The sequence below is a fragment of the Streptomyces sp. LaPpAH-108 genome, assembly GCF_000373625.1.
Classification (GTDB): Bacteria; Actinomycetota; Actinomycetes; order Streptomycetales; family Streptomycetaceae; genus Streptomyces.
On the sequence record NZ_KB891993.1, the window covers coordinates 412,980 to 429,583 of the forward strand.

A 16,604-nucleotide genomic window follows, 5' to 3' on the forward strand; every position below is an offset into this window, starting at 1 on the left:
GAACAGGCCGCCCGGCTAGGAGATGTCGACGCCGTGGGCGCGGGCGAGTCCTTCGAGTCCTTCGGCCCAGCCCTGGCCGAGGGCGCGCAGCTTCCACACCGACCGGCCGGCCGCCGTGTGCCGGTACACCTCGGCGACGGCCATCGCCCGGATGCCGGGATCGGCGGGCGGCCGGAAACTCCACGTCCGACCGGCACCGCCGTCCAGGCTCAGGGCGGCATGAGTGAGGGAACCGCAGGTCAGGCCCGTGTCGACGGCCATGTTCAGGGCGACGGTGACGCGGTGGACGTGCGGGGGCAGCGCGGCGGGGCGCAGGGACGCGCGCTCGACCGCGTACGGCCCCTCGGTCTGCTTGCCCAGCAGCCGGGCCGCGCCCGAGGCGCCGACGGGCTGGTTGTAGAAGACGAAGTCCTCGTCACCGGCGACCCGGCCGTCCGCGTCGGTCAGGAAGAGCGTCAAGTCGGCGTCGGCGCCCGCGAATTCGAAGGCGATCCGCAACTCCTGCCAGGCTGCGTCGGGGAGGACGACACTCTGTCCCTGGGCGAGTGGGGTCGCGGCGGTACGGCCCTGGGGTGCGGCCTGCTGCTTCCACTCGGCGAAGGGGCGGATGCGATAGGGGTCCGGCAGGGCGGCGGCGTGCGCGTCGGGGACGTTCGCGCTCAGGTCGCCGTCCAGCCCGGCCAGGGTCGCGTCGCCGGACACGGAGTCGTCCGCGGGGTCGTCCGCGTCGTCCTGGGCGCCTTCGAGCAGGCTCCGCAGTCCGGGCAGCTTGCCGACGTCCAGCGGCTTGAGGGTGCTGGACAGGTTCCCGGCGACGGTGGTGGTGACCGAGCAGACGACTCCCTGGCCGATGTCGAGGAAGCGCAGCGCGTCCTCGGTCCGCTGCCAGGGCCCGGCCTCGATCGCCCGGCGCGTCCAGCGGCCGTAGGCCACGAAGCCGAGGCGCTGATTGCCGGGCAGCCGGGTGAGGACGGCGAGGTCGATCGCGGTGATGCCCGGCGCGGTGGCGAACGCCTCCTTGAGCGTGGCGACGATGTTGGAGCCCATGGCGGTGAGCCACCACAGGGTGCGGTCGCGTTTGGTGAGCTTCTTGAGGGTGGGGCGGCCGGTGGGCGTGACCCCGGGCGTCTGGTCGGGCAGCGCGTCGATGTCCGGCTGCCGCATCACCACGGAGAGGACCGAGCCGTCGACGCCCACCGCGCAGCCCGAGGCGGGATTGTCGGCGAAGGCGTGGTTGACCGCGGCGCACACGGTCTCCTCGTCGTTGCCGATCAGGGCCCGCCACCACTGGTCGGCCTCGGCGAGGAGCCCGGTGTGCGCCGCGCGCAGCCGGGCCTCCTCCACGGCGAGGTACCCGGGGGCGTCCTCCTCGGCCTGCCGCTTGGCCGCACTGCGCGCACCGCGGGCGAACAGCCCGAGCCCGGCGAGGTGGTGGGCCTGCGCCTCCGCCAACGCCCAGGCCAGGTGCAGTCGTTGCGGTTCGGGGACCACGGGCGGGGTCAGCGTCGGGAAGGACTCCAGGTGGACGCTGGTCATGCGGTGCCGCAGCTCACGCAACTCGGCGATGGCCGCGTCCCGTTGGGCCTCCTGCTGGGCTCGTTCGGCCTGGCGGCGGGCCCGCTGGAGCTGGGCCGCCGAGGGGGCCACGGTCCGGCGCCTGGCCTGCGGACGACGGCCGCCGCGCAGCGCGCCGGACGTCTGGAACGGCCCGACGCCGGAGGAGATCCGGGTGCCTCCGCTGCCCGTGCTGACGCGTGCGATCCGGGGTCCGACGGAGGCGCGTACGCCCCGCGTCGAGACCCGCACGCTCATTCCGGGTACGCCCACACGAAAGCCGAAGCCCACGGTTCTCCTCTGGTCCTTGACGGGGTCGGGCCGCTGACGGAGCCGGTTCTACCGGTAGAAGACGGCGACACCGCCGTGGTGCGAGCAGGCGCCCTGGTGATGGGCGGCGTAGCTGTACGTGCCGTCGTTGCACTGGGCGGTGGCACCGGCGGGGTGGGACGTACCGCCCCCGGAGGCGGAGGAGCCGCCCGAGGTGGAACCGCCGGACGAGGAACCCCCGGTGGTGGAGGAACCGCCCGACGAGGAGCCGCCGGAGGTCGAGCTGCCGCCCGAAGTGGTGGACTTGGCGGCCGAGTTGCCAGTGGCGGGCTGCGCCGTTTTGGTCACCGTGACCGTCGGGCGGGGCTTGGGCTTCGCGGTGACCGTGATGGTCGGCGCGGGTGCGGGCGTCTTCGTCGCGGTCGCCGTGACCGTGACCTTCGGAGCCGGTGCTCCGGCGCTGGCCGAACTCGATCCCCCGCCGCCCACGGCGGCCCCGGCGACGAGCAGCGCGATGCCGCCCGCCCATACGCGCTTGCGCTTGTGCAGCGGCCGGATGTCGGGCATACGGACGGGCTCGGGCGGCTGGACACCCCACGGCTGCCCCGGCTGGTACTGACTCACGCGAAGACCCCCCACGACGAACACCGGACACCTGCGGCCCGGACAGTTGAGGACTTTACAAAATCTCCTCATGGAGTGCGCACCCTCGTTACACAACCGGGACAACACGCGGCACCGAAGCGGTCACACCGCGCAAGCGTCCCGGCGGCGCCGGAGCGGGCATTCCTGGCGAAAGAGGCCGCGTCTCTGGTCCGTCGGCCGAAAATCGCTGCCGTGACGGCCGGTGAGGGCGGAGACTCGTGTCATGGCTGACATGGGGGCGTTCCGGGAAGCGGCGATCGCATGGGCGGCCGGTGGACCCGGTGACCGGGCGCGGGAGCTGGCCGGACGGCTGCCCGTCCGCGCGGTCGTCCTGCTCGAAGGGCCGAGCGACGCGGCGGCGGTCGACGCGCTGGCCGCGCGCCGGGGCCGGGATCTGGCGGCGGAGGGGATCTGCGTGCTGCCGATGGGCGGCGCGACGAACGTCGGGCGCTTCGCCCGGCTGCTGGGCCCGGCCGGTCTGGGCCTGCGGCTCACGGGGCTGTGCGACGAGGCGGAGCGCCGCTACTACGCCCGCGTCCTGGAACGGGCCGACGCCGCGCAGGGGTTCTTCGTCTGCGCGGCGGATCTGGAGGACGAGCTGATCCGCGCCCTGGGCGTGCCCCGGGTCACGGAGCTGATCCGGATCGAGGGCGATCTGCGCCCGCTGCAGACCTTCCTGCGCCAGCCGGAGCAGCGGGAGCGCACTCCGCAGCAGCAGTTGCGCCGCTTCCTCGGCACGAAGAAGGGCCGCAAGATCCACTACGGCCGCGTCCTCACCGAGGCCCTGGACCCGGACGGCGCTCCCGCCCCGCTCGCGGAACTGATGGCCAGCCTCTGACGGGCAGTCACTCTCCCGCTACACCGCCGCATACCCCCCGTCCACGGTGAGCGTGGCCCCATGGATGTGCGACGCCTCGTCGCTCGCCAAGAAGGCGACGGCGGCGGCCACTTCGGCCGGGGTGCCGCCGCGCCGGGCAGGCATCCGCGTGATGATCGGGGCGAGGTGTTCCTCCATCGCCGCCACCTTCTCGGTCAAAGTCGGCCCGGGAGCAACCGTGTTGACGCGCACGCCGTACGGACCGTACTCGTCCGCCCACGACATGGTGAGGGAGTGCACAGCCGCCTTGGTCATGCTGTAGAGCGCCGAACGCGCCGCGCCTCGCAGTCCGTTGATGGAGCCGAGGTTGACCACGGTGCCCTGTCCGCGCTCGGCCATGGGCGGGGCCAGCAGACCGGTGAGGAGGAACACCGAGCGCACGCTGACGGCGAGTGCCTGGTCGACGGTCTCCTGGGTGACCTCGGCGGTGGGGGTGGGCGCGAGCAGGAGCGCCGCGTTGTTCACGAGGATGTCGATCCGGCCGCCCGCCGCGTCGAGCGCGTCGGCGGCGAAGCGGCGGAGCACGTCGGCGCCACCGGAGAGGTCGGCGCCGACGAAGGCCGCCGCGCCGCCGTCCTTCTCGATGCGGGCCACGACCTCCGCGCCGCGCCGCTCGTCGCGTCCGCCGACGACGACGAACGCGCCCTCGGCGGCGAGCCTCGCCGCGATGGCGGCGCCGAGGCCCGTGGTGGAACCGGTGACCAGGGCCGTGCGCCCGGTGAACCGCTCAGTCATGATGCCGTGCCTTCCGTGCGGGACCGGTTCCGCGGGCGGACCGGCCGGGGGCTGCCCAAGCTGCCACCCGAAAAATGGACCCGCAAGTCCAGAAAATGGCAGGATGGCGCCATGGCACGACGACTCACCGCCAAGGGCACGGCCACCCGGCAGCGCATCGTCGAGGGAGCCGCCGAGGAGATCCGCGAGCGCGGCGCGACCGAGACGACCCTGGACGACATCCGCGCCCGCACGGCCACCAGCAAGAGCCAGCTCTTCCACTACTTCCCGGGCGGCAAGGAGGAGCTGCTGCTCGCCGTCGCCCGGCACGAGGCCGGCCGGGTACTGTCCGACCAGCAGCCCCACCTCGGCGCGCTCACCTCCTGGCATGCTTGGTGGGACTGGCGGGACGCGGTGGTCGACCGCTACCGCGCGCAGGGGCAGCGCTGCCCGCTGGGCACGCTCACCTCGCAGCTGACCCGCGCCACGCCCGGCGCGCAGGCCGTCACCACGGAGCTGCTGGCTTCATGGGAGGCGCAGATCGCGGCGGGGGTACGGGCCATGCGCGCGCAGGGGAAGGTCCCGGCCGGTGTCGACCCCGGCCGGACGGCGGCGGCCCTGCTCGCCGCGATCCAGGGCGGTGTGTCGATCCTGATGTCGACCGGCTCGCTCACGCACCTGGAGGCGGCGCTTGACCTGGGCATCGAGCGGCTTCTCGGCGCGCCCGCGCGCTCGGCCGACTGACCCGGCGGTCCGGCGCGGGTGCCGCACCGGACGGCGTCACGGCCAGCGGTCGGGCTCGCGCGGGGCCGGGTCGTCCGGCTCCAGGGCGGTGGCGATGTCGTCGCCGTCCAGGATCTGGTCGCCGTAGAGGTCCTGGAGCCAGTTGGTCTGGTAGATGGTGTCGAGGTAGCGCTCGCCGAGGTCGGGGGCGATGGCGACGGCGGTGATGTCGGGGGTGCCGTGGCGCGACAGCCATTCCGTCGCGCCGCTGACCACCGTGCCCGTGGAGCCGCCGAACAGGAAGCCGCGCCGGGCCATGAGGTGGCAGGCGCGTATGGTGTCGGCCTCCTCGACCCGGATCACCTCGTTGACGTACGACTCGTCCAGGAGCGGGGGTCTCATGCTCATGCCGAGTCCGGGGATCATACGGCGGCCGGGTTCGCCGCCGAAGGCCACCGAGCCCACGCTGTCCACGGCGACGATGCGTACGGGGCGGTGCCACTGCCGGAAGTAGCGGGCGCAGCCCATCAGGGTTCCGGCGGTGCCCGTGCCGACGAACAGCACGTCGAGGCGCGGGAAGTGGCGGGCGATCTGCGGTGCCGTGGTGCGGTAGTGGGCCTGCCAGTTGCCGGGGTTGGTGTACTGGCTGAGCCACACGTACCGGTCGTCGGAGGCGCACAGCGAGCGGACGTATTCGAGCCGGGTGCCCAGGAAGCCGCCGTTCTCGTCCAGGTCGGCCACGATGTGCACCCGGCTGCCGAGGGCTTCCATGAGCAGCCGGGTGGACAGGTTGCACCGGGAGTCGGTCACGCACAGGAAGCGGTAGCCCTTGCTCGCGGCGATCATGCTGAGGGCCACGCCCAGGTTGCCGGAGGAGGATTCGACGATGACGGAGTCCGGCTTCAGGATGCCGTCCCGTTCGGCGCTCTCCACCATCTCGTTCGCGGCCTTCAGCTTGATGGAGCCCGCGAAGTTGAATCCCTCGCACTTCAGATAGAGGGGGTGGTCGACGACCGGCTTGAGGTCGACGAAGAGGTGGCCTTCGTTGAAGTCATGGGGAGCGGATATGACGGGCACGGTGGGCCTCCTGGTACCGGGGACGGGTGGCGGACCGACTCAGCCGTACCGGCGCAGGTCGTGGAAGAAGTGGTCGATGACGCGGAGGTCTCCGGCTCTCGCGGCCTGGTCGTAGACGTACTTGCCGACGGCGAGGTCGAGGACGCCGAGGCCGAACGGTGAGAAGATCACCGGCCGGTCGGCGGGCGGGGCGGCCCGGCCGAGCATCACGTCGTTGAGCGTGCCGTTGAGGAAGTCCCGGTCGCCGGTGTGCTGTTCGACCAGGTGCGGGGAGGTGTCGGCCTTGAGGCAGTGCTCGACGTCGTCCACGAAGTTGGCCGAGGCCAGCAGGACTTCGGGGGCGAGGTCGCGCAACGAGATGTGCAGGACCACGGGGTTGTGCTTGAACAGGGCCGGGTCGGTGACGTGCGGCTCGCCCGCGATCGTGGCGAAGACGACCAGGTCGCTCTCGCGGATCAGGTCCTCGGGCCGCTCGTGGACGGTGATCTGGGCGGTGGTCCCGCTCTGCTCCAGATAGCCGCGGAATCCGGCGGCGCTCTCGGCGGCCACGTCGTGCACACCGATGGTGTCGAACATCCAGCCGGTGCCCGCGAGGAAGGTGTGGATGTAGCGGGCGATGAGGCCCGTGCCGAAGAATCCGACGCGGGTCGGGCGCTGCCGGGTGCGGCTGAGCCAGTCCGCGGCCAGTGCGGCGGAGGCCGCGGTCCGGGTGGCGCTGATGATGGAGCTTTCCAGGCAGGCGAACGGGTAGCCGGTCACCGGGTCGTTGAGGATGAGGACCGCCGAGGCGCGGGGCAGCCCCGAGCGCACGTTCTCCGGGAAGCTGGAGATCCACTTGATGCCGTCGACGGCCGCCGAGCCGCCGAGGGAGGCGGGCAGCGCGATGATGCGCGAGCTGGGGCGGTCGGGGAAGCGCAGGAAGTACGAGGGCGGGTTGACCGAGTCACCGGCGCCGTGCAGCCGGTAGGTGGCCTCGACCAGTTCGGTGAGCTGCTTCTCGCGTCCTTCGAGCGCCTGGCGCACCTGGTCGCCGGAGATCACGGCGAAGGAGGGCACCGAGGGCGGCTCGGGCGCCACCGGCTGTGCGGGGGTGGTCAGCTGGCTGGTCATCGCGTGCCCTCCTGCGGAGTGGTGGCGCCGTCGGCCAGGCGGCGGGGCTCGGCCATGCCGACGAGCACCTGCCGGTCGCCGGTGAAGGGCTCTCTGCTGTGCGCGGTACGGATGTTGTCGACGAGCAGCAGGTCACCGGCCTGCCAGGGCTCGCGCCCGGTGTGCTTCTCGTAGGTGTCGTTGAGCACCTGGACGACGTCCTCGCCGATCGGGGCGCCGTCGCCGAAGCGGGTGTTGAACGGCAGGCCGTCCTCGCCGTACTCGTCCACCAGGTATTCGCGGACCTCGGGGGCGAGCGTCCACTCGTTGAGGAAGGCGATCTGGTTGAACCAGCAGCGCTCGCCGGTGACCGGGTGGCGGACGACGGCCGGGCGGCGCTGCGCGGTGCGCAGGGAGCCGTCGGGCTGCCAGGTGAAGTCGATGTCCTGGGCCCGGCAGTAGCGCTCGATCTCGGCGCGGTCGGCGGTGCCGAAGGACTCCTCCAGGGTGGCGCCGATCTCGTCGTTGTAGGAGCGGGTCAGCAGCCAGCCCTCGCGCTCGAAGCGTTCGGTCAGCGCGGCGGGCAGCGCCCGCAGGATCTCGGTGGCGTCGGCCACGGCCGTGGCGCCGCCCTGTTCGGGCGCGGTCAGGCAGGCGAAGAGCATCAGGCCGGGCGGTTCGAGCGTGTAGCTCAGCTCGTGGTGCATGCACATCGGCTGGTTGGCCGGCCAGGCCGTGGAGGAGTAGAGCCCCGGGCCGAACTCCTGGCGGGGCGCGAAGGATTCCCGCTCCGTCAGCAGACCGCCGGTCAGCCGGGAGAAGACGGCGCCGACCTGCTCCGTGTCGCGCAGCCCCAGACCACGGATCAGCAGCGCTCCGTGCTCGGTGACCTGAGTGCGCAGCACCTCGCGGTACTGGGCCGCCCAACTCGCCACGTCGGCGGGGGTGTCGACGTGGGCGACCGCCGGTCGGTCCGGCCGCGACTCGACAGCGAGCGGTGCGGCCAGGGATGAGGTGGACATCTCGGTTTCTTCCTTTCGGTTGCCGGTCCGCGGTACAGCGGGGGTCGGGGAGAGGAAAGGCAGGAGGTTCAGGAAGGGGCCAGCGGGGCTGTGGCGGCGAGGACCGCCTTGGCCGCCTCGTCCGGGCGCAGCCGGGTGAAGTAGTGGCCCCCGTCGGGGAGTTCGTGCAGGTCCACGTGGTCGGCCAGGAGCAGCCAGTCCCGGTGGGCGTCGGTGTGTCCGGCCGTGTACGGGTCGTCGGCGGCCACGACGACCGTCACCGGGGCCGCGAGTCTCGCCCGGGGCGGGTTCTCCAGGGCGTCGCTGAAGTAGCGGTGCGCGGCCAGGCAGTCGTGCCGGTAGGCGGCGCCGACACGTCCCGCGTGCGGCGCGGCGAGTTCGGCCAGCTCGGTGTAACCACCCTCCGAGGCAAGCCGGGCGGCGATGGCGGTGTCGTCCCGGCCGTCCAACTCGGTGATGGCGGCGCGGCGTTCAGCCACGGTGCCGGGCAGCTGTGCGGCCAGGAACAGCCGGGTCACCTCGATGCCGCGTTCCTGGAGCCTGCGGGCGGTCTCGACGGCCGGGGCGGTGCCCGAGGAGTGGCCCCACAGCATGACCCGGGTCAGCCCGCGTGCGGTGATCTCGTCGGCCACCCGCCGCGCCACCTCGGGGATCGGGGCGAACGGCTCCTGGTGGGCGGCGAGATCGTGTCCGGGCAGCTCCACCGCGAGCACCTGGGTATCGGAGGCCGCCAGCGCACCGGCCATCGGCTGGTAGTTGACGGCGTTGCCGCCCGCGTAGGGGAAGCACACCAGCGTGCTCTCCGGTGTCCCGGCCGTCTCCGCGAGCGGCTGGAGCAGTTCGGTGCGCGCACCGCTCGCGCCGTCGAGAAGGGCGGCCAGGTCGGCGAGGACCGGGTGGCGGGTGATGTCCTTGAGGGACACCGCGCGGTCGAGCGCGATGGTGAGCTTCACGGCCGTCAGCGAGGTGCCGCCCGCGTCGAAGAAGTGGTCGGTGCGTCCGATCCGCTGCTCGGGCAGACCCAGCAACTCCGCCCAGATGGCGGCGAGTCGGCGCTCGGCCGGGGTGCGCGGGGCGTCACCTGCCTCCTCGCGCTCGGGCGCGCTCTGTTCGGCCAGCGCGGTGAGCGCCTTGCGGTCGGTCTTGCCGTTGGCGGTCAGCGGCAGGGCGGACTGCCAGTGGAAGGCGGACGGGACCATGTAGGCGGGCAGGTCGGCGGCGAGCGTGTCGCGCAGCTCGTCCACGGGGAGCTGCCGCCCGGAGTAGAAGGCGATCAGGTGCTTGCCCTGGCCGGGCCGCTCGGCGACGACCACCGCGCCGTCGCGTACACCGGGCACCCGCAGCAGGGTGTTCTCGATCTCCCCGATCTCGATGCGGAAGCCGCGGATCTTGACCTGGTTGTCCCGGCGCCCGAGGAACTCCAGCTTGCCGCCGGGGTGCCAGCGGCCCCAGTCGCCGCCCAGGTAGAGCCGTTCGCCGGGGCGGTACGGGTCCTCCCGGTACGCCTCGCGGGTGCGCTCGGGGTCGTTGACGTAGCCCCGGCCGACGCAGACGCCGGAGAAGGCGATGAGGCCGGGGGCGCCGAGCGGGACCAGGTCCAGGTGCTCGTCCACGACGTACACGCGCACGTTGTTGACCGCGCGGCCCAGCAGGACGCGTTCGCACGGGCCGTCGATGATCTCGTGGTTGGTGTCGTCCGACGTCTCGGTCAGGCCGTAGGCGTTGACCAGCTCGATGCCGGGCTGGACGGCGAACCAGCGCTGGGTGAGTTCCGGCTTCAGCGCCTCACCGGTCACCGACACGCAGCGCAGATCGGGGAGTTCGCGGGGGTGCTGCTCCAAGTAGGAGACCAGGACCTCCAGATAGGAGGGCACGAGCTGGGTGACGCCGACCCGGACTTCGGTCAGGGTGTCGACGAAGCGCTCCACGTCGACCAGCACGTCCTGTCCGACCAGCAGGGTCCGGCCGCCCACGAGCAGTCCGGACACCAGCTGCCACAGGGAGATGTCGAAGCACTGCGGTGCGGTCTGGGCCACCGTGTCGCCCTCGCCGATGCCCAGGTCGTCGATCTTGGCGAAGAGGTGGTTGACCATGCCCGCGTGCTCGCACATCGCGCCCTTCGGCTCGCCCGTGGAGCCGGAGGTGAAGTAGATGTAGGCGAGCTGGCCGGGGTCGACCGTGATGCCCGGGTCGTCGTCGGCGTGCGGCTCGGCGTACGCGTCCTCGACGAGCAGCCTCTCGGCGTCGGGGACGGTGGCGAGCGCCTGGTCGAGAGTGCCGGTGCTGCCCCGCTCGGTCAGCACCAGGCGGCACCCGGCCCGGGACAGCGTGGCCGCGATCCGGCCGGGCGGGAAGTGCGGCTCGATCGGCAGATAGGCGCCGCCCGCCTTGAGGACCGCGAGGGTCGCGGCCAGCCAGTCGAGATTCCGTTCGGTGACGACCGCGACCACGTCCTCGCGGTCAAGGCCCCGGGCGAGCAGCGCGCGGGCCAACCGGTTGGCGCGGGCGTTGAGTTCGCCGTACGTCCACTGCCGGTCGCCCTGCACGGCGGCCACCGCGTCCGGGTGGGTCCGCACGCGCCGCTCGAAGAGTTCGTGCGCCCGCGCGTCGGGGAGCGCCCGCTCGGGCCCGGCCAGCCCCTCCAGCAGCTCGTGCCTCTCCCGCGCCGACAGCAGGCTCTGCCGGGTGTGTTCGGCGTCCGGATCGGCGGTCATCAGGTTCAGCGCGGTGAGGTGGTATCCGGCGATGCGGGCCGCGCTCCCGGTGTACAGGACGTCCGTCCGGTAGCGCAGCCGCAGCATGGGCGCTCCGTCGTCCCCGCTCCAGCCCACGTGCAGCACGACGTCGTCGGGGAGGGTGCCGTCGCCCGCTCCGCAGGTGACCTCGTACGGCGGTTCGGTCAGGGCCAGTTCGCGCCGGAGCGCGGCCACCGGGAAGTCACGGTGCGCGAGCACGTCGGCCCGCGCGCGGTGGGCCGCCGTGACCAGGTCGCGCCAGGTGCCGGGGGCGGCGGTCAGGCGCAGCGGCAGGGGTTCGCCGGTGGCATCGGCGAAGTGGCCCGTGACCACGTCCTGTTCGCCGGAGAGAGCGGCCAGCGCCTTGGCGTGGACCGCCAGCAGGAGGGCGTCGAAGGGCACGTGAAGCTCGTGTGCCAGCGCGTGCACGGCGTCCGCCAGGGCTTCGGGCACGGGCACCTCGTACTCGGCCACGCCGGCCGCCGGCTGCCCGGTCCACCTCGGGACCTGGGTGAAGCCTCCGGCGGTGAGTGTCCGGCACCAGAAGTCCCGGTCCGCCTCCACGTGCGCTTCCATCGATTGCTCCCTCAACTCACGGTCGTTGCGGCGGCGTTGTCCAGAAACGGGGGTGTTCTGCGATCCGGTCCCACGGGGGGCGGCGCGGTCTCGGGCAGGTCGGCGGCGGGGTTGCCGCCCCAGTGCGCGTGCGGCGGGACCTCCTCGCCCTTCATCAGGAAGGAGTCGGGCGCGAGCACGGCGCCCTCGCCCACCTTCACGCCGTAGTGCACGTGCGCGGCGACGCCCAGCGTGCAGTCGGCGCCGATCCTGGTGACGGCGGACTTGAAGGTGCCGTCCTCCTGCGAGTGGCACTGGATCTTGCATCCGGCGTTGAGCGTGGCTCCGTCACCGATGGCGGTGAGCGTGCGCTCGGTGATGAAGCTGCCGTCGTCGAAGACCATGCGGCCGATACGGACGCCCATCAGCCGCCAGATCAGGGGCTTGTAGGGGGTGCCGTTGAAGATGTTCAGGTGCTGGTCCGGGATCTTCCACAGCCGCTCCTGCTTCCAGAACGAGCGGTCGTAGATGGAGCACAGCTGGGGGCGCAGCCTGCGGAAGGACAGCAGGCAGCGTTCCACCACGATGTAGTAGCCGGTGGACAGCAGCAGCGTCAGCGCCATGTACCCGGCGATCACGAAGTGCCCCACCACGCCGTACAGGTTCACGGTGGCCAGCGCCAGGAGGGTGAGCGCGAGGACGTGCAGCCAGCGTACGAACAGCATCAGGGCCATCGAGCGCAGGTTGTAGCGGTTCTTCGCGGCGAGCCCCTGGCGCAGCGCCTCGCCGCCCCTGAGGTGGTCGAACCGCGCGTCGCGCTCCACCGTGCGGGGGATCTCGAAGCACGGCGAGCCGAGCAGTCCGACACCTTCACGGACCTCGCCGTCCAGCGGCACCATCACCTTGGTGGCCAGCAGGCAGTTCTCGCCGGTCCGGCCGCCGGTGGGGTAGGCGATGTTGTTGCCGAGGAAGTTGTGCGCGCCGATGGTCGTCCGCGAGAGGCGGAACGAGGTGGCGGAGTAGTCCGCGTTGATGACGGAGAGCCCGTCGGCCACCATCGTGCCGCTGCCCACGGTGACCAGGAGCGGGCTCTCGTGCTGCACCTCGGTGCCGAAGTTGGAGCCCGTCTGCTCGACGTGCGAGAGGTCGTACCCGATGCCGCGCAGGTAGCTCACGATGTACGAGCTGTCGCCGAAGAGCCACGCGAAGAACTTGACGTTGGTCATGCGCGCGGTCGCCCGGTGCACCGCGTACTGGAAGCCGTAGAGCGGGTACACCCGGTCCGGTCTCACGACCAGGCTCAGCAGGCGCGGGAGCGTGCAGAGGGCGGCCAGGCCCAGGACGACGAAGCCGAGGAAGAGGGCCAGCGAGAGGAGCACCGAGTCCCATGCCAGCTCGGACAGCGTGAGCGCGGCGGCGGGCTCCAGGCGCTTGCGGATCGCCGGCACCTCGGTGAACAGCATGTACATCCCGCCCACCCCCAGCGGGATGTACAGCAGGAGCAGCTGGAGCAGGGAGGCGCAGCCGAACCAGGTACGGCGCAGGGCGCCGCACGGGGCCGGGGCGACCCGCACATAGTCGACCTCGGTGGGCTGGGCGGGCGATCCGTGCCGGTGCTCGCCGTCCGGGACCGCCTGGCCCCGGTGCAGGGACGAGGAGTGGCCGAGCTGCGCGCCGTCGCCCATCGACGTGTCGATGTCCAGGATGGTCTTCTCGCCGATGTACACGTCGCGGCCGAGGGTGATCCGGCCGGTCTGGATGCGTCCCGCGTACGCCCGGTAGCCGAGCAGGAACGTGTCCTTGCGGACGACGGTGCCGGAGCCGATGGTCACCAGGTCGGTGCAGACCGGCATGGAGTGGGAGAGGATCGTGACGCCCTTGCCGATCCGCGCGCCGAGCGCCCGCAGATAGAGCACGTACAGCGGATTTCCGACGAAGAGAAGCATCGGATTGGCGTGGAGCAGCGACTTCACGATCCAGAAACGCAGGTACGCGGCGCTCCAGACGGGGAATTCGACGGGTTTCCAGCGGCCGATCAGCACCCATTTGGCGACGACCGGTATGGCGCACAGGACCAGGAATCCGGCGCCGCCGAACAGCAGGGAACGCAGATAGATCTCCCACAGCCCCGATCCCGAGGCGACCCATTCGTAACCGGCGGCGGTGCCGAATCCGGCGACCAGTGAATACCCCAGGAAGCACAGCGTCTGCAGAGTTCCGCACAGGACGTGGGAGGCCCGGCTCGCCCGCCGCACCGGTTCCGGCGGCACGGTCCGCACCAGCGGCGCGAGGGACGCCGGGGCGTCCACCTGGGGCGGGGCGGCCTGTTCCAGAGCCGCCGCCAGACCGCGGAGCGTGGGGTGCTGGTAGATGTCCTTCATGGACGGGGAGGGCAGGTCTCCGCGTTTGCGGACCCGCGCGCAGAATTGCGCCATGACCAGGGAATTGGCACCGAGGTCGTCGAAGAAATTGCCGTCGGGGGGAATGGTCTCGATCCCCACGACACCGGCCAGCACTTCCGCGAGGCGCGTTTCGGTGTCCGCTCTCACCGGACCGGGGCTGTCGCGCCGGGTGACGGCGCCGCCTTCCGGTCCGCGTATATCTGTCTCCGAGTGGACCTCCGAGGACTGCTCCACCATTTGATCTCCTCGAAGAGGTCTGGATCGCTGGCCGCTTCAGTTTCGGCCCGCGACCGCGAGGCTGCCACTCCGAGTCGATCACCCCGGGAACGGGAATACGCCTGGCAAGCCCGTGATCCCTGGGTGCACGCGGATGAGCGGCACTCCAGGGATCACCTGAACGGCGGAGCCCGGGACGGGGCGGACAGGCGGTGTGCTCAGCCGGTCACGCCGAGCAACCGCCCCCATTCCTCAACGGTGGCGGTGCCGATGTCCGGCCGGCGGATCAGCACCTCGCCGATGACCGTGTCGTGCAGGGCGGGGTCGCTGTCGGCACAGGCGTCCGACAGGACGGTGACGCCGTAGTCGAGGTCGGCGGCCTGGAAAGCGGCGGCCAGGACGACCCCGGCGGTGGAGACACCGGCCAGGGCGACGTGCTCGATACCCCGGGTGTCGAGGAGCTGCCGCAGGTCGTTGCCCGCGAAGGCGCTGACCCGGTTCTTGTGGACGACGATCTCGCCGTCGACGGGGGCCGCCTCGGGAACGAGCGCGGCGCCGGGGTCACCGGCGGTGTAGCGGCCCGGAGGGAGGGCGCCGAAGATCTTGTTGCGGGGGTGCGCGTCGACGTGGTCCGCGCGCAGCTGGAGCGCCACATGGATGACCGGCACACCCGCGGCACGCGCCGTATGGAGGGCGCGCACAGCGCGGGGCAGGTAGCCGTCGGGCATGTGGGCCGCGTGGGCGACCTGGAGGTCCATGAGGAGCAGGGCGGTGCGGGGCATGGGTGTGCCTTTCGTACGTCACTTCGCCGTCTGCGCGTCGGCCGCAGTCGCGCGGCCCAGCGTGCGGTCGAACACGGTCAGCAGCAGATAGAGCGCACCGGCGCCGAGCATGACCCAGGCGAGGTGGTGGATCCCGGCGGTGTCGGCGTGGCGGCCGAAGGACGCGGCGGTCGCGGAGGAGGCGACCATCGAGCCGATGTAGGCGAAGGTGCGCAGCAGTCCGGCCGAGGACGCGATGCGGTCGGGGTCGGCCTGGAAGTAGACGGAGTTCTGGAGGGCCAGGTTGTTCAGCCCCTGCGGGACGCCGAAGAGCAGGGCGACCAGCGGCAGCATCCAGAACGGGCTCTTCCCGGAGAGGGTGAGGATCAGCAGGCAGGCGACGATCTGCCCGGCCGCGCCGAGCAGCAGCTTGCCGCGCACGCCCTTGCGGCGCCCGGAGACGATCGAGACCCCGATGGCCATGAGGAACATGGGGATCTGCGCCAGTCCGGCGTGGAAGGGACTGAGCCCGTAGCCCTCCTCGGTCCACTGGCTGAAGCCGTAGAGGAAGGCGTAAGAGACGACATAGGCGACGAGCGCGCGGCCGTACGTCGCGATCAGCGGGGTGTTGCCGCCGAGGACGCGCAGGTCGATGAAGGGGGCGGCGGCGCGCAGCTCCCGCAGCGCGAAGGCGGTTCCCGCGGCGACGGCGATCAGCAGCAGGTACCCGTCGCGCAGATGCAGGTTCATCAGGAAGAGCAGCAGCGAGGTGAGCGTCGCGGCGAACAGGGCCATGCCGGGCAGGTCGAGCCGCGCGGCGGCGGGCCCGGACTCGTCCGTCCCGGGGGCGGACCTGGGCAGCCGCCACAGGCCGAGCAGGACGGCGAGCACGGCCAGCGGGACGTTCAGTGCGAAGGTGGCCCGCCAGCCGCCGACCGCGATGAGCAGCCCGCCGAGCAGCGGGCCGACGACGGCGATGGTCTGGTTGGTGACGGCGAGCGCGGTCAGCACCCCGCCGGGGCTGTCATGACCGGTGCGCCGGGCCTCGCTGCGCAGCAGGGCCATCGCGGCCGGGTAGCCCGCGCAGGTGCCGAACCCGAGCAGGACCCGCGCGACGATCAGCACCCCGAGGTTCGGCGCGAGGGCGCCGACGACACCGGCGACGCCGACGAGGCTCGTGCTGATCAGGAACAGTCTGCGCGGTCCGAACAGGTCGATGAGCCGCCCCACGACGGGCTGTCCGAGCGAGGTGGCCAGATAGAGCGCCGAGACGAGCCAGGCGGTCTGGGAGGCGGGGGCGCCCAGGGCCGTACCGATGGGGACGAGCGCGACGGAGATGATCGTCGAGTTGATCGGGTTGAGGACGGAGCCCAGCATCATGGGCGGCAGCAGCCGCCGGTCGAAGCCGGGCTTCTCCGTCTCGGATATGGCGTCCGCCTTCGCCTCAGTCACGGGTCAGCCGCTCCAGTACGGCCATGGCGGTGATCACGGTCTGCCGCTCCTCCTCGGTGCACCGGTCCAGCAGCCGCTCCGCGAGCCATTCGGTACGGGCCTGGCGGCCCTCCGCCACGCGGCGCCTGCCCTCGTCCGTCAGCACGATGAGCAGGCGGCGCCCGTCGTCCGGGTCGGGGTGGCGCTCCAGCAGGCCCATCGCGGCGAGCGAGGCGACGGTCGCGGTCATCGACTGGTGCCGTACGCCCTCGTCGGCGGCCAGTTCGCTCGCCGTGACACCGCCCTTGTCGGACAGACGGGCCAGGACGGACGCCTGGCTCAGGGTGAGGTCGTCGACCTCGGACGCCTTCAGGATGCGGCGGCGCAGTCGGCTGATGACGGTGCGGACGTCGCGCGATGCCTGGATCGCGGAGGGCGGCAGGCCGGGGTTCTCACTCATGCGGCCCACCGTAATCTTTACAGTTCCAACTGTACAGCTTTCCCTGTGGAATGAGATCACGAGGACCCCACAA

13 protein-coding genes are annotated in these 16,604 nt (G+C 71.9%); 2 read left to right on the forward strand and 11 right to left on the reverse strand.

All coding sequences use genetic code 11. From position 1 onward, the window contains the following. Positions 1-15 precede the first annotated feature (15 nt). Complete coding sequence (locus B079_RS0113360; RefSeq protein WP_078495955.1) at positions 16-1,812, reverse strand: TerD family protein; 1,797 nt, start codon at positions 1,810-1,812, stop codon at positions 16-18. Between the two features lie 81 nt (positions 1,813-1,893). Beyond that, positions 1,894-2,448: a DUF3761 domain-containing protein gene (locus B079_RS0113365; protein ID WP_026248657.1), complete on the reverse strand. Its 555-nt coding sequence runs from the start codon at positions 2,446-2,448 to the stop codon at positions 1,894-1,896. A 244-nt stretch (positions 2,449-2,692) separates the two neighbouring features. On the opposite strand from B079_RS0113365, the gene B079_RS0113370 reads away from it, so the two are divergent. After that, a complete protein-coding gene (locus tag B079_RS0113370; protein WP_018546316.1) occupies positions 2,693-3,307 on the forward strand; it encodes a TOPRIM nucleotidyl transferase/hydrolase domain-containing protein in 615 nt (204 codons plus the stop codon). An 18-nt stretch (positions 3,308-3,325) separates the two neighbouring features. Here the strand turns inward: B079_RS0113370 and B079_RS0113375 are convergent, their stop codons facing one another. After that, positions 3,326-4,081, reverse strand: a complete 756-nt coding sequence (locus B079_RS0113375) for an SDR family NAD(P)-dependent oxidoreductase (RefSeq protein WP_018546317.1) — start codon at positions 4,079-4,081, stop codon at positions 3,326-3,328. A 111-nt stretch (positions 4,082-4,192) separates the two neighbouring features. Here B079_RS0113375 and B079_RS0113380 point away from each other — a divergent pair, with 111 nt between their 5' ends. Then, entirely contained in the window at positions 4,193-4,804 is a 612-nt protein-coding gene (locus B079_RS0113380) for a TetR/AcrR family transcriptional regulator (RefSeq protein ID WP_018546318.1), read from the forward strand. A gap of 36 nt (positions 4,805-4,840) precedes the next feature. Here B079_RS0113380 and sbnA read toward each other — a convergent pair whose 3' ends face one another. From sbnA to B079_RS0113420, 8 genes are all read right to left on the reverse strand, one after another. Then, positions 4,841-5,860: a 2,3-diaminopropionate biosynthesis protein SbnA gene (gene sbnA, locus B079_RS0113385; RefSeq protein ID WP_018546319.1), complete on the reverse strand. Its 1,020-nt coding sequence runs from the start codon at positions 5,858-5,860 to the stop codon at positions 4,841-4,843. Between the two features lie 39 nt (positions 5,861-5,899). Continuing rightward, positions 5,900-6,970 carry a 2,3-diaminopropionate biosynthesis protein SbnB gene (gene sbnB, locus B079_RS0113390; protein WP_018546320.1) on the reverse strand — a complete coding sequence of 357 codons (1,071 nt, stop codon included), beginning with the start codon at positions 6,968-6,970 and terminating at the stop codon, positions 5,900-5,902. Beyond that, entirely contained in the window at positions 6,967-7,971 is a 1,005-nt protein-coding gene (locus tag B079_RS0113395; protein WP_018546321.1) for a TauD/TfdA family dioxygenase, read from the reverse strand. Before B079_RS0113395 ends, sbnB begins: the two co-directional genes overlap by 4 nt. 68 nt (positions 7,972-8,039) lie before the next feature. Further along, complete coding sequence (locus B079_RS0113400; RefSeq protein WP_018546322.1) at positions 8,040-11,282, reverse strand: non-ribosomal peptide synthetase; 3,243 nt, start codon at positions 11,280-11,282, stop codon at positions 8,040-8,042. 11 nt (positions 11,283-11,293) lie between these two features. Continuing rightward, complete coding sequence (locus B079_RS0113405) at positions 11,294-13,900, reverse strand: Pls/PosA family non-ribosomal peptide synthetase (protein ID WP_018546323.1); 2,607 nt, start codon at positions 13,898-13,900, stop codon at positions 11,294-11,296. 197 nt (positions 13,901-14,097) lie between these two features. Beyond that, positions 14,098-14,661 (reverse strand): cysteine hydrolase family protein, encoded by a 564-nt coding sequence (locus B079_RS0113410; protein ID WP_018546324.1) that lies wholly within the window; start codon positions 14,659-14,661, stop codon positions 14,098-14,100. An 18-nt stretch (positions 14,662-14,679) separates the two neighbouring features. Next, positions 14,680-16,092 (reverse strand): MFS transporter, encoded by a 1,413-nt coding sequence (locus B079_RS0113415; protein WP_018546325.1) that lies wholly within the window; start codon positions 16,090-16,092, stop codon positions 14,680-14,682. Next, positions 16,085-16,531 (reverse strand): MarR family winged helix-turn-helix transcriptional regulator, encoded by a 447-nt coding sequence (locus B079_RS0113420; protein ID WP_026248658.1) that lies wholly within the window; start codon positions 16,529-16,531, stop codon positions 16,085-16,087. Before B079_RS0113420 ends, B079_RS0113415 begins: the two co-directional genes overlap by 8 nt. Positions 16,532-16,604: the final 73 nt, after the last annotated feature.

Coding starts and splice junctions, on each gene's coding strand:
- B079_RS0113360 (WP_078495955.1), bottom strand. CDS start 1,812: ATGAGCGTGCGGGTCTCGACGCGGGGCGTACGCGCCTCCGTCGGACCC.
- B079_RS0113370 (WP_018546316.1), top strand. CDS start 2,693: ATGGCTGACATGGGGGCGTTCCGGGAAGCGGCGATCGCATGGGCGGCC.
- B079_RS0113375 (WP_018546317.1), bottom strand. CDS start 4,081: ATGACTGAGCGGTTCACCGGGCGCACGGCCCTGGTCACCGGTTCCACC.
- B079_RS0113380 (WP_018546318.1), top strand. CDS start 4,193: ATGGCACGACGACTCACCGCCAAGGGCACGGCCACCCGGCAGCGCATC.
- sbnB (WP_018546320.1), bottom strand. CDS start 6,970: ATGACCAGCCAGCTGACCACCCCCGCACAGCCGGTGGCGCCCGAGCCG.
- B079_RS0113395 (WP_018546321.1), bottom strand. CDS start 7,971: ATGTCCACCTCATCCCTGGCCGCACCGCTCGCTGTCGAGTCGCGGCCG.
- B079_RS0113400 (WP_018546322.1), bottom strand. CDS start 11,282: ATGGAAGCGCACGTGGAGGCGGACCGGGACTTCTGGTGCCGGACACTC.
- B079_RS0113405 (WP_018546323.1), bottom strand. CDS start 13,900: ATGGTGGAGCAGTCCTCGGAGGTCCACTCGGAGACAGATATACGCGGA.
- B079_RS0113410 (WP_018546324.1), bottom strand. CDS start 14,661: ATGCCCCGCACCGCCCTGCTCCTCATGGACCTCCAGGTCGCCCACGCG.
- B079_RS0113420 (WP_026248658.1), bottom strand. CDS start 16,531: ATGAGTGAGAACCCCGGCCTGCCGCCCTCCGCGATCCAGGCATCGCGC.